General features: G+C 63.0%; 15 protein-coding genes. 14 read left to right on the plus strand and 1 reads right to left on the minus strand.

The annotated features are described in order from the left end of the window. Positions 1-27: 27 nt before the first annotated feature. A complete protein-coding gene (locus ACYJP6_RS17595; RefSeq protein ID WP_459476351.1) occupies positions 28-345 on the minus strand; it encodes a hypothetical protein in 318 nt (105 codons plus the stop codon). Between the two features lie 108 nt (positions 346-453). Between ACYJP6_RS17595 and ACYJP6_RS17600 the strand changes: the two genes are divergently transcribed. The 14 genes from ACYJP6_RS17600 to ACYJP6_RS17665 all read left to right on the plus strand — a co-directional run bounded on the left by ACYJP6_RS17600 (position 454) and on the right by ACYJP6_RS17665 (position 14,801). Further along, positions 454-1,251, plus strand: a complete 798-nt coding sequence (locus tag ACYJP6_RS17600; RefSeq protein ID WP_312380056.1) for a PFL_4669 family integrating conjugative element protein — start codon at positions 454-456, stop codon at positions 1,249-1,251. Positions 1,252-1,256: 5 nt separating this feature from the next. Beyond that, complete coding sequence (locus tag ACYJP6_RS17605; RefSeq protein WP_459476353.1) at positions 1,257-1,832, plus strand: DUF3158 family protein; 576 nt, start codon at positions 1,257-1,259, stop codon at positions 1,830-1,832. Position 1,833: 1 nt separating this feature from the next. Beyond that, positions 1,834-2,298, plus strand: a complete 465-nt coding sequence (locus ACYJP6_RS17610; protein WP_459476355.1) for a single-stranded DNA-binding protein — start codon at positions 1,834-1,836, stop codon at positions 2,296-2,298. A 242-nt stretch (positions 2,299-2,540) separates the two neighbouring features. Further along, complete coding sequence (locus ACYJP6_RS17615; protein WP_459476357.1) at positions 2,541-2,990, plus strand: hypothetical protein; 450 nt, start codon at positions 2,541-2,543, stop codon at positions 2,988-2,990. A 57-nt stretch (positions 2,991-3,047) separates the two neighbouring features. Further along, complete coding sequence (locus tag ACYJP6_RS17620) at positions 3,048-3,248, plus strand: CrpP family ICE-associated protein (protein ID WP_184286770.1); 201 nt, start codon at positions 3,048-3,050, stop codon at positions 3,246-3,248. 95 nt (positions 3,249-3,343) lie between these two features. Next, positions 3,344-4,324, plus strand: a complete 981-nt coding sequence (locus ACYJP6_RS17625; RefSeq protein ID WP_459476359.1) for a hypothetical protein — start codon at positions 3,344-3,346, stop codon at positions 4,322-4,324. Positions 4,325-4,410: 86 nt separating this feature from the next. Then, positions 4,411-6,378, plus strand: coding sequence for a DEAD/DEAH box helicase (locus tag ACYJP6_RS17630; RefSeq protein WP_459476361.1), 1,968 nt, complete (start codon positions 4,411-4,413; stop codon positions 6,376-6,378). A gap of 432 nt (positions 6,379-6,810) precedes the next feature. After that, a complete protein-coding gene (locus ACYJP6_RS17635) occupies positions 6,811-7,077 on the plus strand; it encodes a DUF3606 domain-containing protein (RefSeq protein WP_459476363.1) in 267 nt (88 codons plus the stop codon). A 102-nt stretch (positions 7,078-7,179) separates the two neighbouring features. After that, positions 7,180-8,391 carry a PFGI-1 class ICE element type IV pilus protein PilL2 gene (gene pilL2, locus ACYJP6_RS17640; RefSeq protein WP_459476364.1) on the plus strand — a complete coding sequence of 404 codons (1,212 nt, stop codon included), beginning with the start codon at positions 7,180-7,182 and terminating at the stop codon, positions 8,389-8,391. Then, on the plus strand, positions 8,388-10,124 hold the full coding sequence (gene pilN / locus ACYJP6_RS17645; protein ID WP_459476365.1) for a PilN family type IVB pilus formation outer membrane protein: 1,737 nt from the start codon (positions 8,388-8,390) through the stop codon (positions 10,122-10,124). The genes pilL2 and pilN overlap by 4 nt, the downstream gene beginning before the upstream one ends. A 4-nt stretch (positions 10,125-10,128) precedes the next feature. After that, positions 10,129-11,463, plus strand: coding sequence for a type 4b pilus protein PilO2 (pilO2, locus tag ACYJP6_RS17650; RefSeq protein ID WP_459476367.1), 1,335 nt, complete (start codon positions 10,129-10,131; stop codon positions 11,461-11,463). Further along, the gene (pilP, locus tag ACYJP6_RS17655; RefSeq protein ID WP_459476369.1) at positions 11,453-12,094 is read left to right on the plus strand and encodes a type IV pilus biogenesis protein PilP; all 642 of its coding nucleotides are present in this window, start codon (positions 11,453-11,455) and stop codon (positions 12,092-12,094) included. The genes pilO2 and pilP overlap by 11 nt, the downstream gene beginning before the upstream one ends. A gap of 15 nt (positions 12,095-12,109) precedes the next feature. Beyond that, positions 12,110-13,720 carry a GspE/PulE family protein gene (locus ACYJP6_RS17660; protein WP_459476370.1) on the plus strand — a complete coding sequence of 537 codons (1,611 nt, stop codon included), beginning with the start codon at positions 12,110-12,112 and terminating at the stop codon, positions 13,718-13,720. Next, the gene (locus tag ACYJP6_RS17665; RefSeq protein WP_459476372.1) at positions 13,710-14,801 is read left to right on the plus strand and encodes a type II secretion system F family protein; all 1,092 of its coding nucleotides are present in this window, start codon (positions 13,710-13,712) and stop codon (positions 14,799-14,801) included. The genes ACYJP6_RS17660 and ACYJP6_RS17665 overlap by 11 nt, the downstream gene beginning before the upstream one ends. The last annotated feature ends 29 nt before the right edge of the window (positions 14,802-14,830 follow it).

Consider the following 14,830-nt stretch of genomic DNA (forward strand, 5'->3'; position numbering starts at 1 on the left):
GCCGTGAGTGTTGTCACTGGCAACACTTCAGCCGTGAAGCTCCAGGGTGTTGCCACTGGCAATGCTCCAGCCGTGAAGCTCCAGGGCGTTGCCACTGGCAACACTCCAGCCGTGAAGCTCCAGGGCGTTGCCACTGGCAACACTCCAGCCGTGAAGCTCCAGGGTGTTGCCACTGGCAATGCTCCAGCCGTGAAGCTCCAGGGTATTGCCACTGGCAACACTCCAGCCGTGAATCTCCAGAGTGTTGCCACTGGCAACACTCCGGCCGTGAAGCTCCAGGGTGTTGCCACTGGCAACACTCCGGCAATTGGTGGTCAGCGGATCACGCCTCCGCTGGGCATCCATAAAGCTCTCCAACAACCTCCTCGCACCCAAATACGGTTTTCCGCTGCCCTCCAGCGCCGGTCTCGGCACCCTGCCCGAGCGTCATCTCACAACTAAGGAATTCCTCTCATGGCTGATACCTTCCAGCTCAACCTGGGCTCACTCAGATCGAGCGTCAATCTCACCCTGCATACCCATCACGCTTCCCGCCTCTGGTTCGGCCGGCAGCGCTCCGACAATAAGCCCGGCATGATCGGCTTGTCCGGCTTCTCCAACATCATCAACCGCATCTCCGCCGGCGCCGCCAAGGACGATCCCTACTCCGATCTCTTCCTGATCATCATCGAGGACAAAATCGAGGAGTCGGAGCAGCAGCTGACCGCGATCGACGAGCGACTGGACCAGGTCATGGCGATGCTGCCCAAGCAGCTCGACGTAGGCACCAACCTGTCGATCCAGCCGCTCAAGCTGCCGCTGTATCTAAACTCGCCGCTGGCCTTTAAAGGTGTGTATCTGCTCACCCGCTATGACGAGCTGGTTCGCCGGATCCTCCTGGCCGCCCACATCGGCTTGATCGATAACGGTTCAAAGGAGGCCTGGCTGGACGAAGGCGCCGCCGTGCTTCGCCGCCTGTACGGCGTGGGCCAGCGCTACAAGGGCTACAGCGGTGCGTCGCGCGACGACATCGCCGCCAACAATGCCCGCGCCACCAACGCCCAGCAGATGTACAGCTTCCTGGAAATGCCCAAGGACGTCCTGGAAGGAACCCGCCGTAGCAAGTTCGCCCCGGCGATTCAGCGTCCAGGTGACGCCCCGGCCATTTCCAGCGGCGGAGACGACGGCTTCGATGGCGACTCCGCCGACGAGGATGAGCATTTGGACGCTATGGCCAGCGCTCACCCCGTCGCCGAGATGAGTGAGGCCTGATCGCTATGGCACTGCAACAGTCCACTCAAGGCGCGAAAACCGCAGACCTGCAACAGGCCGCCTTCCAGCCCCTGCAACAGGAAGTCTTCGCGAACCTGCAACACGCCCCCTTCTACAAAGGGCTTTTAAAACCCTTTAAAGGTAAGGGAGCACTGGACCAATTAGCCGAGCAGTGCCGTTCCCTTGAAGCCGACCTGAACACCCTGGCCCAGGAGCGGATTCTCGCGCAGGCCCAGCGCTTCCCCTTCACGCTCCTGCCGATCCGGATGACCCACCAGCACACCTCAGCTGGCCCAGTCTTTCTGCGCTGGCAGCAGAGTGGGACACGAAAGATGGGCGTGGGGCTTTGGGCGGACCTGTGCCGCCACGACCTGGTCACCGAAACACTGCTCCAGGACCTGCACGCCATGGAGCTGCAGCGCATTGCTTTGAATATGCAGATCAGCCTGGTCCATGCCATCGGCCGGCAGGCCGCCGAGTGCGCCGAGAAGATGGCCCAGGCCGATGCCGTTTACACCGAACAGCTGCAACAGATCATCCAATCCCGCGGCGAATACGCCGCATCCCAACAGGAGGCCTGACATGGGCACAGCAGTAGTATGGGAAGGCAACATTGGCTCCGCACCTGAGTACAAGCGGTTCCAGAAAGACAATCAGGATCCGCGGCACCTGCTCCGCCTGAACGTCTATTTCGACAACAACATTCGCCTGCAGGACGGTTCCTACGAGGATCGCGGCGGCTTCTGGGCGAACGTCGAGCTCTGGCACCGCGACGCGGAAAGCTATAGCCGTCTGTACCAGAAAGGAATGCGGGTGCTGGTCGAGGGCCGGGCGGTCCTCGATAACTGGAAGGACGGCAACGGCGTCGAGCAGGCCGCGATGAAGGTCCAGGCCAACCGGATTGCGTTTCTGCCCCAACGCATCGAGTCCATCACGATGGGCCAGGGTACAGGCCAGAGCCAGGCGCGACCGGTCACGAACGGTTCGGCACCTGCCCGCGCTCCGGCCTCAACCGGTGAAGACTTCGACGACGATATCCCCTATTAGGGCCCCCGCGAAAATTTCGCCGCCCTCCGCGTGAAGCTGCCGGGAGACAGGACTCACTCAGCGTGGGCCTGTCTCCCCAGGCCGAGCAGTGGCAGAAAAGTCGCGCCACTGCGTGAAGCTGCTGGGAGGGTCACCTTCCACCTCGTGTCTCCCCAGCTAACTACTCAACTCTAGGGTAGGCAGGAACCGCGGCCCAACGTGAACCCGCAGGCAGTGCCTACTTGAACAGCGTGGAACTGCACATGGACAACGCCTACCACTTCAAGCGCGCCTTACAGATTGTCAGCCACGATTTCGATGCTATTCAGCGTCTGTGCCAGGTCAAGGTCAACGAAGTAGGACAGGTCCGTAGACTCCGTGCCATCGGGGACGTCTCAATGCGCGCCCAGGGTTACATCAATGCCTGCCACGATTTTCTGGGCCTACCCGAAGACCGGGTACGACAGCTGGTCTGGAGCCTCAACGAATATCGGATGACTCGACGCGAGCAATTGGTAGGGGCCTATTTCGGCGATGCCCCCGAGGACGTCACCCATGAGGTAGAGCTCGCGATCGACTGGTGGAATGCTATGGATCCGGTCGAGCGAGAGCACTGGCTGACACAGGCGGGTTCCAGACGCCCACGCGATGCACGCCGCGCCTACATGGGCCACCTGAGACAGGAGTGCGAGCGTATGGGGTTTCGCTCATAGATCGCGGCTCAGCGTGACACTGCTGGTGAAATCAGACCCATGAATCGGGACACTGCCATGGTGAGTGAAGCCCAATCTAGCGTTACGTCGATAGGTGGTCGATCTGGAGCGAACGCCCACCGATCAGCCCGGCGCGCGGGTGAAGCCGCAGGTCTGGCCAAGGCCGGCGTTCATACCTGCCCCTACCAGCACCCCGCCTTTCGCTCTTCTTGGCTTCAAGGGTATGCCCAGGCCCAGCAACAGAGCTTCGACTTCTAAGCCAACCTGTTCGGGCCTGAATAGGGTTTCGCCTTTCGCCAGCTGCGTCCCATCGCCACCCTTGGCCTTCTTGCAATCTGTCGAAGGTCTACGCGATGTTCGCTCTGGGTATCCTGTGCTTATCCGTCACCACCGTCCTTGTCGTTGCGGCCGCAGCCCTTTACGGGCAGTACTGCTATTTCGCCCCTGCCGAAGCGCAGTCCCTCATCGGCTTGGCGTTTCGCCTGCTGGCCATTCTCTGGGGTTGGCTACTGACGGTCTGGGTGACCAAATACGCGGTGCTGCTACTGATCGACGCCCGGAAAGAGGTACGGGAGTATCGCCGCCGTAAAGAAGCCGTCGAGTGGTACGTCGAGGCCCTGGGTGGCGATATCACCCAGTCCCAGGCCGATTTCATCAATGAGCGGCTGACCTACGGTGATCGCTGGGAAGCAGCAGAAGGACTGCTCAGGGCCTACTACGGTCCGGGCATAGAAACCAGCGACATCAAGCGTCTGGATGATTTGGCGGATCGCGGCTGGCGAGTTACTGGAAAGCTCCAGGTCGACGCCCTTTGCCTGAGCCTTGCGGGACGTCATCAGATCTACACACCTCTGCGACTGCTGCCCAAGCACTCGAAAACGCCTTTACCGGCCTCGCCTCCTTCTCCCTCGCCATTGAAGCCTTTCCGGGAGAACGATCCCTGGTACTCGCACGACGTGCTGAAGTTCTTTGCCGCGCGTAACACCTTCACGCTGTTCCAGCGGCATGGCGGCATCGATCTCGACTGGAGACGCAACGAGGGACAGCGCACGGACCCTATCAGCCGCGAAGACTGCCAGACCATGCTCAAGAGCATGCACGCCTGGATCAGGCGGAAGACGTCCGAAGCGGAAGCGGTGGCCTTGGGCACAGACCTCGATTATGTCCGAGCAGCCCTTGCCCATATCACCGAGGCGCTTGCCCGTGAGCAGCATCAGCATTGTCACAGCGCCATGTGGGAAGCGGACAGGGACGATAACCGCGAGCGCGATGACGATGAGCGCCGGGCGGATGAGTATTGCCACCGGTTATATTCTGGGCCTGCAGATGAGTGAGGGCCAATCTGCGAGCCTTGAGCCTCTGGTGTGGAACAAACTAATTCAGAGAGTGGGGCCATTAGGCGTGCTCCGCAGTGCTGACCATGGCTAGACCAGTGCTGCGCAACACCTCTGGCACAGCGCAACTGCTACAGCGTGCCGTATTTGACGGCTACGATTTCGGGCTCAAGATGCCGTATCTCGAAGGGGCCAACCGCCTGCTGACGACCCGGAGCGGCACCTTCATTCGCCGCGGCGAACATCCATTGTCTGGATACTGGCGGCTGCCCCAGCGGCGGCTGCTGGAGGACCTGGACGTACTCTTTCACCAGCTGGGCAAGCTAGCCGATGGTCGTTTCTCCCAGGACTGGTCTGGCTTCAGCCGAAAGATCGCCGACGCTCAGGCCGATGCCCGACGGGATCTCTTCGTCTGGGGGATGCGCCTGCGGATCGCGCCGCTGTCCGGTGGCGGCGTGGTGCTCTCCGGTGACTATCACCCGGGCTGCGTCGCCGTGGCCAAGCGCATGCAGGGCCTCTTCCTCTCCACCAGTCGCGCCTGGCGGGTGCCAGCTTCGGCCGAGCTGCTGCGCAGTAACCTCATCCTGGAGCTGGGGCTGCTCGAGGAGCAGTTCGAGATGCTCGACGTGCTCCAGGAGCTGCTGTCGGATGGCTCAGTCAGCGCCGCCCGTGACGTCACCGCGATGTCGATTGGAGGACCACCCCAGGAGCGAATCGCGTCTTCAGCCGACGAGGACAGTGCGGCGGACGTCTACCTGGCCGCGGTGCCCGACATCGCCAAGACCAGCTGGACACTGCAGGCGATTGAGGCCGAGCTCAAGCCGTATTCGCTGATGTCTCACCAGCCTGCGGGGATCCGCCACCTGCTGCAGCGCACCAGCGCACTGCTGGCCGATGACATGGGGCTGGGCAAGAGTCGCCAGGCGGTGATCGCCGCAGGCATCCAGTCTTCTGGCCACCAGATCCTGGTGGTGGTGCTGGCCAGCCTGGTCATCAATTGGGAGCGGGAGATTCAGGCGGTCTATCCGGACGCGCGAATCGCTCGGCAGCGGTATCAGGCTGATGCCCAGTGGGTGATCGTCAATTACGAACGCCTGGGCGATTTCGTCGCGGTCGCTGATCAGTTCGCGGTGATGATCGTTGATGAGGCCCACCGGCTGAAAGAGCCCACGGCCGCCTGGACGCGCAACGGTTTCGACATAGCCGCCAAGGTGCCCAATCGCTACCTGCTGACCGGGACACCGGTGCTCAATCGCGAGTCGGAGCTCCATACGCTGCTGCGCCTGTCGGGCCACCCCATCGGGCAGCTGCCGCTCAAGGACTTCTGCGAGCGCTTCGCCGGCAGCTCTGAATTTCGCCAGGGGCTGCGTGCCGAGATCGGCGACTGGATGCTACGCCGCCGCAAGGACGTGCTGCCCGACCTTAAGGGCAAGCAGCGGCAGACAGTGCCAGTCGTGCTCGATGAGGCGCAGCAGGTCGAGTACAACGCCATCCGCAACGCCGATCAGCCCGTATTCGCGCGGTTGGGTCGGCTTCGCCAGCTCCTGGAGCGCGTGAAGGTGCCGGTGGTGATGGAGCTGCTGGGTGAGCTGGATCCGGAGGACAAGGTGATCCTCTTCTGCGAGTACAAGGAGACAGTGGCCACGCTGCAGCAGCTGTGCGAGGCCGAAGGGCTGGGATGCGTCACCCTGGTAGGCACTGACAGCCTCACGAAGCGGCAGAAGGCAATCGATCGCTTCCAGCAGGACGTCGATTGCCGGGCATTCATCGGCACGACGTCAGCGGCTGGAACCGGCAACAACCTGACCGCTGCCAACTACGTGTTTTTCCTGGGGCTACCCTGGACGCCGGGGCTGCAGGACCAGGCCGAGGACCGCGCGTACCGTAACGGCCAGCGCCGCCTGGTGGTGGTGAAGATACCGCTGGTGGAGAACAGCATCGATCTGCAGCTGTGGCAGATGCTCCAAGACAAGCGGCGGATCGCACAGGACCTCATCGAGCCAGACGCGGTCAATAAGTCCCAAGAACGAATAGCCAGAGACCTCTGCCCTTGAATGATGTGCATGTAGCCCGGGCATTCGTCGCCCGACTCGAGCGTGAGCTTCCTCACTGCAATTGCTTGATGAGCGTGGTGTGCCCGGACCGAGGTGCGGCTGTGCGTGTGATACCTAAGCGTGGTGATACTGCCCTCACCCTTCAGCTAGACGTTTCGCGGCTGAGCGATTCGGGGTATGTGGAGCAAATGCTGAAAGTCATCCGTGATCAAGTGCAGCGCGGTTGAACAACGGCAAACGACGGGGGTCACTCTTTCTGAGTGCTCCACACTCATCCCCTAGAGGTTGGCAAATCTGTAGGCTTCAAACTGAGTTATCCCCTGCCAGGTGCAGGGGATTTTTTTGCCCATTGCTAATCGTTTCTGTTGCGCAGGCTGATGCTCCAACCGCACGCTGATTAAGTGGCACTTCGCCGCGTGACAGGAGCTATTCATGGAAAACAATAACGACAAAACTCATCAGCCGGGGGACCGTAGCAGCGTCGACCTAAACACCCCGGAGGCAATGGAGTATTGGCTCGCTTTCTTCGGCTGCGACCGGGCCGACCTGATACGGGCCTGGAGGTCAGTCGGTTCGGGATCAGTGGCAAGTATCCAAGGAATGATTGCATATCTGGAAGGGCGCGAAGTCCCACCAGTACCAAACCCACCAGTACCAAAAAAGCAGAAGCGCAACTACGACGACCCCTCGCCTAGATAACCGGAGCACTTAATCTCTTTCGCTCTAGATACGGTTATCTCCTGCTTTCCAGACAGGTGCCTGGCACCGTGAGCCCCACTACGAAATGGGGCCACACCGCACATGATCTGGAAGCTCACAACCCTCTCGCCGCTCGCCTTCGCCCTCGCATTGGCAGGCTGTGCCCAGCAGGAGCCTGCGCCCAGCGCACCCGGCCCCGACAGCTCGCGTAATCCGGAGCTGCTACAACCCGATCTCTATCCGAAGGGCGCTGTGTCAGAGCCCCAGGTCCGGTACGGCCGCTACACCCTGGTCAACACCGCCCCGGAGACCGAGCAGCGGGACCTGATGACCCAGATCATCGACGTGAACATCCCGGCCAATATGAAGCCGACAGTTCGCGACGCGATGCAGTACGTGGTCAACCGCTCTGGATACAGTCTGTGCGGCCCTGAGCAGGGACACGTCAACATCCTCTTCACCCGGCCGCTTCCGGCTGCCCAGTACAAGCTCGGCCCCATGAGCCTGCGCAACACCCTACAGGTGCTGGCCGGCCCCGCATGGCAGGTGAAGGTCGACGAAGTCATGCGGTCGGTGTGCTTCGTGCTCCGCCCGGGCTATCAGCTGCCGGAGGGTCAGCGCTACGCCGCTGCGCCCGTGGTTACCCCGATTACGGCTACCACCAAGCCCTTATCCTCTGCCACCAGTTCGGTGGTGACCGTTGCCCATGTACCTGCTGCCAAACCGCTGGAGACTTCCACCACGCCGGCCAAGTCTACGGCCCCTCTCACGAACACTACGTCCGTACAGGTAGTCAAACCTGAGCCCGCCGGCGCGGCGCTGACATCCGCACCGGTCAACGCGCCTGGGAAGTCATTGCATGTCGGGCAATCTCCAAATGCTTCCCAGGCGAAGGGCACCTCTGCCAAAGCTGCTGCTGTAGCGGCTTCGGCTCCTGCCAAGTCAGCTTCTTCCGACGCCGTCCCTAGCGCCAAGCCGTCGACTACAGCGGCAGCCGCTGCCGCGAGCACCTACCCCCTGCCCTCGGTTCGCCTGACCGAACCGGCCTCGGCCATGACACAGACCTGGGATGCGCCCATTGGCAGCACTCTGCGACAGTCCGTCGAGGCCTGGGCCAAACGCGCAGGCTGGCAGGTGGTCTGGGAACCCGATGACCTGGACTACCCCATCGAGGCCGCCCTTCACTTCCGCGGCACCTTTGCCGAAGCCGTTGCCCAGGTCTTTCCGCTCTACGACGGCGCTCGCCGTTCCTTCATCGTTGATGGCAACTCCAGCCAGCGCATCGTTCATGTTTCCGAGAGGAAGAAGTCATGACCCGCCCCCTTCGCCTGAGCGCCCTGGCCGCGGCGCTCCTGCTCGCCAGCTGCTCGGTGCAGCGGGTGGACGAATCGGCCCAGCGCGCCGAGAACGACGCCGCCATGGCCAGCCAATACGCGGCCCTGCTGCGTAATCAGCAGCAACAGCCCAAGCGCGAGACGGTCGTGTTCAGCGACAAGCCCTGGGTCTCCACGCAACCGGTGGTGGCCAAACGTGGCATGCCCTCGGCGCTGGACTGCGAGCTCAGCTATCGCCCGTCCGGCAGCGTCGGTATCACCGAGATTGCCCAGTACATCACCAGCCAGTGCGGTATTGCCGTGCTGGTCTCGCCCGATGCACTCAATCCCAATGCCGCCGCGCCCAGCTCACAGCCGGCTAGCACCGCGCCGGCGCCAATCGGCAATCCTAGCCCGGATAGCCTGGCAGGCCTTCTGCCTGCAGGGGTCATCACCAACCCGGCGACGATGGGCGCCGCGGCGAGCTCCACTGGTTCGGGGTATCGCGCCTCCGACTTCACCAGCCCGGGCGGCGGCAGCCAGGTCAGCGGCCTCAAGTACAGCGGCAAGGCCTCCGGCCTGCTCGATGAGGTCACCGCGCGTCTGGGCTTGGGATGGCGCTACTCACCCGTCGAGCGCGCCGTGCGCATCAGCTATTTCGAGACGCGGGTCTTCGACGTCTGGTCCTTTGGCGACAAGCAGGTCATCGCCAGCACCGTCAAATCCGGGATGGCCACCGCCGCCGGTACCAGCGGGAGTAACTCGGGCGGATCCAGTACCAGCTCCGGCGTCTCAGGCGACTCGGGCAGCAACCAGAGCACCACCGTGACCCTGGAGTCCTCAATTCTCCAGGACATCCAGAACAACGTGAAGGCGATGCTCAGCGTCGCCCCGGCCGGACGGATGTATTTGGCCCCCTCCACCGGGACCCTGACCGTCACGGACCGCCCTGAGGTGATCTCGCGGATCGAGACCTACCTCAACACCACCAACCGCGCCATCACTCAGCAGGTACTGTTCAACGTCAAGGTCTTCGAGGTCACGCTGACCGACACTGACCAGTTGGGCCTCAACTGGGCGGCGGTCTATAAGTCCCTTAACACCAAGTGGGGCCTGTCGCTCTCCAATACCGTCTCCGGCATCAGCACCAGCGCGACCTCGGCTTCCGTCGGCATCGTCGATACCGCCAATTCCGCCTGGGCGGGCTCCAACGCCATCGTCCAGGCACTAGCCGAGCAGGGCCGCGTTTCCAACGTCCGGTCGCCCTCAGTCACCACCCTGAACCTGCAGCCGGCACCGCTGCAGATCGGCAACGTCCAGGGCTACCTCGCCTCCAGCTCGACGACGACTACCGCCTCGGTGGGATCGAGCACTTCGCTGACGCCCGGCACCATCACCAGCGGCTTCAACATGACGCTGCTGCCGCGCGTGCTCGATCACGACGAGATGCTGCTCATGGTATCGATCAACATGAGCAGCAAGCCGTCCTTCCAGACCTTCACGAGCAACGGCTCTAGCGTTCAGCTACCCGACTATGACGCCAAGTCGCTGTCGCCCAAGGTCAAGTTGCGCAGTGGCCAGACCCTGATCTTGTCCGGTTTCGAAGAGCTCAACGAGAACGCGACGAAGACCGGGGTCGGTGATCCCAGTTTCTTTGGCCTCGGCGGTAGCCGTACGCGAGCCTCGGGGCATAGCGTCCTGGTGGTGCTGATCACCCCGATCGTGACGGGGTGACGACATGGCCCTCGCCAGTACCCCACCGGCCGCCCCTGCGCAGAACGTGCAGATCCTGACCTACCACGGCAAAAGCTTCGTGTCTGGCCTGGACTGGCACCCGCTGGACAGCCCTACCAGCTACATGAAAGAGGCCCGGCAGTACGGCCGCCTGCACAAGATGGACATCATTGCCATCCGCCGGGCCCGTAATGTCATCCAGGCTGGCTTCGTCGCGCGCAGCGCCGGCGCCATGAAGGGCATGTATTCCTTGGCGGCGACCCTCGCCGGCCAGTTGGGAGACTCCTGGCTTGCCGCCTGGCGGGTCTCTCCGGATGAGCCTCGCTACGCGCTGGTCGCCGTCTTGGACGGGGCGATCATTCCCAACGCCGACCTGGTCGGCACGATGGCCGATGTCCAGAAGCGCGTCGCTCAATTGCTGAGTCGGTCCATCACCTTTGACACGATGTTCCTGCCCGAGGAATTCGGGCTGGGCGGCCAGCCGCTGGACATCGAGGCGCTGCTACAGCCTGGCAATCTCAAGCGCGAGTACGCGCTGCGTCCGCTCGCCTTTGGCATGAGCAAGAGCGAGTGGATCAAGGTCGCCCTGCTCGGCCTGGTCGTTGCCGGCGGCATAGCCGGCTACGGACAATGGAAAGCGCATCAGCATGAGGTGGCGAGACGAGCGGCCGAGGCTGCGGAGGCCGCGCGGCAAGAGGAGCTCAGAACCCTGAGTCAGCGTTCCGGGGAGCAGCTGCCTGTGCAGGCCTTGGAGCACCCCTGGGTCAGGCGTCCCGGTGTGGCGGCCTTTCTGGCGACCTGTAACGGCGCCATCGACCAGCTACCGCTATCGATCGCCGGCTGGCTCTTCACCTCGGCGCAGTGCGACGGCGTGCTGCTCTCCACCAATTACAGACGGGACGGCAACAGTACCGCCTCCAGTTTCTTGGCCGCGACCCGCGGGCACTTCGCCGATCAGCCGGCCTTCTTCGACGAAGGCAATGGCGCCGCGCTCAAGCTGACCTTCGAGCCGCCCCTAGCCGGCGACGATGAGTTGTTGGAGGCCGGTCCGGCGCTGGCCGACCTGACGTCCTGGCTGCACGGCCAGGGCCTGGCCCCAACGCTCAAAGAGATCCCAGTCGTCGTGCCGGCCCCGGAAGCCTTGCCCGGCCAGGCGGCACCGCCGCCACCGCCGCCACCGGACTACAAGCACTTCGAGCTGGCCTTCAACACGGCGCTGCCGCCGGCCATCGTCCTCAAGGACGTACCCAACCAGGGCCTGCGGCTGCGCGAGATCAAGACCCTTCTGCAAAGCGATCAGCTGGCCTGGTCGGTGACTGGTGACCTTTATGTCAAATGACCTTTCCCTCGCCGTGATAGGCGCCCTCCTGCTGACGCTGGCCGGGCCCGTGCTGGCTGCTGATACGAAGTCGCCTGATCCAGACGGCATCACAGTGGGCGAGCTGTCCCAAGTGCAGAGCGAAACGATCCTGTTCAAGGCCCAGGGCGAGCGCGCCAAAGCACTGCGCGAGATCAATGGTACTAGCGCTCAAGCCACCACGCCTCAGCCCAGCTACCTGCCGCAACCTGTTGTAGCACCCAGCAGTCGGGTCAGCGGCGCGGCGGAGCAGACCGGCACCGTCGAGCAGCTGCCGGTGGTGAAACTGGTCTACGGCGGCGGCAAGGCGCTGCGTGCCACCCTGCTCTATGCCGGAGGCTTCGAGATCGATGCCTCCACGGCATCTACCGACCTGCCGGGCGGCTATCGGGTCGCCAGCCTGACCCTGGACAGCGTCGTGCTCAGCCGCGGCGGAAAACGCTTCCCGCTGGGCTTCTCCAATCGGGCGCCGAGCTATCCGATAGCGACGGTGGCGACGGGCCAAGCCTCGGTGCTGCCAGTCACCGTCACACCGATGAATTCACTGCCCCCGACACCTGTGGCAGCACCGACACCTATTGCCCTGCCGGGCGCCACGCCTGCGGGCCTTTAAGCTAGAGGCCTCCTGATGACTTCGATCGTTTCCATAGAAACCGATGAGCCCGAAGACGCTTCCAAGGCTCTTGGCCAGCGTCTGGCAGGTGAGCTGGTCAGCGAGTTGCTGCCGCTGCAACCCCGTCGCGTCCTCACCGCCGAGGGCGCCCGCTGGGGCTCGGTGAAGCCGGAACTACGACAGCTACTGGCCTTAGTTGAAGGCGCACGCGCAACTGATCGCGCCCAACTGCTTGTCTCCGGTCAGCACCTGCGCGATCCCTTCGTAATGGCCTTCATGGGCCAATTGGACCGGGCTGACCTGGACTACCAGGTGGTGCCTAGCACCCTCAGTGAGATCCAGGCCCTGTACAAGGTGGAGACGGCGACCGGTGTCGTCGCCATCGCCGTCGATGGCACTTCACGGCAGCAGGAGGTCATTCGCCTACTGGGCGAAGCTCATGCCCGCGGCGCCTCCGACGTCCACTTCGTCGTGGGCCGCGAGATCACCCACGTCCTCTTTCGCATCCATGGTCTCCTGACTGAGTACGGTCAGATCCAAAGCCGCATGGGCCGCGAACTCTGCTCGGCGCTCTACAACTCCATGTGCGACGTCGCCGAGGAACACTATCAGCCAGAAATCAGCCAGGACGCCCGGGTCAAGCACGACTTCGTGGCGCAGCTGGGTCTATTTGGCGCACGTGTCGCCTCGCGCCCTTTGGTGGGTGGACCTCTCATGGTCCTACGTCTGCTCTATGACGAGAAAGCCAAGCAGTCCCTGGACGAGCTGGGCTTTCTCCCCGAACAGATCGCCCTGCTCGATCGGCTGCGCAGACTCCCGTACGGCGTCATTCTCATTACTGGCCCGACCGGCTCTGGCAAGTCGAAGACCCTGCAGGTAACCCTCAATACGTTGCATGGCGAAACCGAGGGCACTCGCCACATCCTCACGGTCGAGGATCCACCCGAGTATCCGCTCAAGGCGAACCAGTCGCCGTTGGGTCATGCCGAAACCTGGGACGGCGCTATCACCAACACCATGCGCCTGGACCCGGACATCCTCATGTACGGCGAGGTGCGTGACCTTGCCACGGCCCAGGCCGCTTTCCGTGGCGGCATGACCGGTCACCTGGTCTTCTCGACCCTGCACACCAACAACGCGGTGGCGAGCCTGCAGCGCCTCATCGACATGGGCGCCGACCCGAGCCTGGTAACGGACCCTGCCCTCATGTCAGGCCTCATCAACCAGTCGCTGCTGCCCGTGCTGTGCAGTCACTGCGCCCAGCCGCTGGCCAGCCAGCAGGACCAGTTGAACCCGGCCCTCGTCGAGCGACTGGAGCGGGTCATGGAGACGGAGCACGTCAAACTGCAGGGACCAGGCTGCGCGCATTGCCGCAACCTGGGCGTCTCCTCGCGCACCGTAGTCGCCGAAGTGCTGCTGCCCAACCAGCGCTTCATGCAGATCTTTCGTGAGAACGGAGCCAGTGCAGCGAAAACCTACTGGGTCCGGGAGATGGGCGGGATCACCAAGATCCAGCACACCATCCGCAAGGTCGCCGCCGGCCTGATCGATCCCCGCATGGCCGAGACCATCGTCGGCCCGCTGGATTTCGATCTCTATGTCCTGGAGCAGCCCCATGTTCAGTAGGGTCCTGGACAGCGTCAGCACCTTCGCCGATACCTTCTATGCCAAGCAATTCGGCAGTAAGGAGCGGATCCAGTTCTACGAAAGCCTCTGCGCGCTGATCGAGAACGGCGTCGGGATCGATCAGGCGCTGGACGAGGTCCGAGGCATTTACAGCGACAGTGGCAAGAAGCCGCGTCACCCGGTAGCGCTGGCCAGCGCCGGCATGGTCCAGGGCGTGCGCAACGGCAAGTCCCTGGCCGAGGCCTGCCAGAAATGGATGCCCTACCAGGAAGCCGCCATCATCGGCGCCGGCGAGCGCTCCGGCGCTCTGGTCCAGGCGTTCCTGGATTGCGTCCGCATGATCGAAGCACGCAGCAAGATTGGCTCACTGGTGGTGAGCACGACGCTGTACCCCTGCTTCATCTGGGCCCTCATGGCGTATCTGCTGCATGTCGTGGCGACCCGCATGGTACCCGCCATGACGCGAGCCTCGAACCCGGACAGCTGGTCGGGCGCGCCGCGCGTGCTCTATCTGCTCGCCACCTTCCTCCAGGACTGGGGCACGCTCACGCTCATCACGCTGGTAGCCCTGCTGATCGTCATCCTCGCAACGCTGCCCTACTTCACCGGCCCGCTGCGGGTGAAGCTCGAGGACCTGCCGCCGTGGTCGATCTACAAAGCCCTTCACGGTTCCACCTTCCTGCTCAACATCTCCGTGATGCTCAAGGCCAACATCAATCAGGTCGAGGCCTTGGAATCCTTGCTGCAGGGCGCGAAGCCGTGGCTGCGCGAACGCCTGCACGCCGCCATCTACGGCGTGCGCATGGGCAAGAATTTCGGTGAGGCACTACGCCTGGCGGGACACGATTTTCCGGACAAGACCGCCGTCCAGTTCTTGTGCGTGCTGGCCACTCGTAAGGGTTTCTCCGAGGCCATCCACCGCTTCAGCATCCGCTGGCTGGAGCAGTCACTCAAGATCGTCGGACGCTACAGCAAGTCCGTGCTGACCCTGTCAGCCATAGCCATGGGCTCCCTGATGATCCTGGTGCTCTTGGGCACCTACGGCATGCAAGAAGCCGTCACCTCAAACGTACACCGCTGATTCAACCCAACCCCCCTGCAGTGAGGAAG

It is taken from the genome of Pseudomonas sp. No.117, from assembly GCF_054558395.1.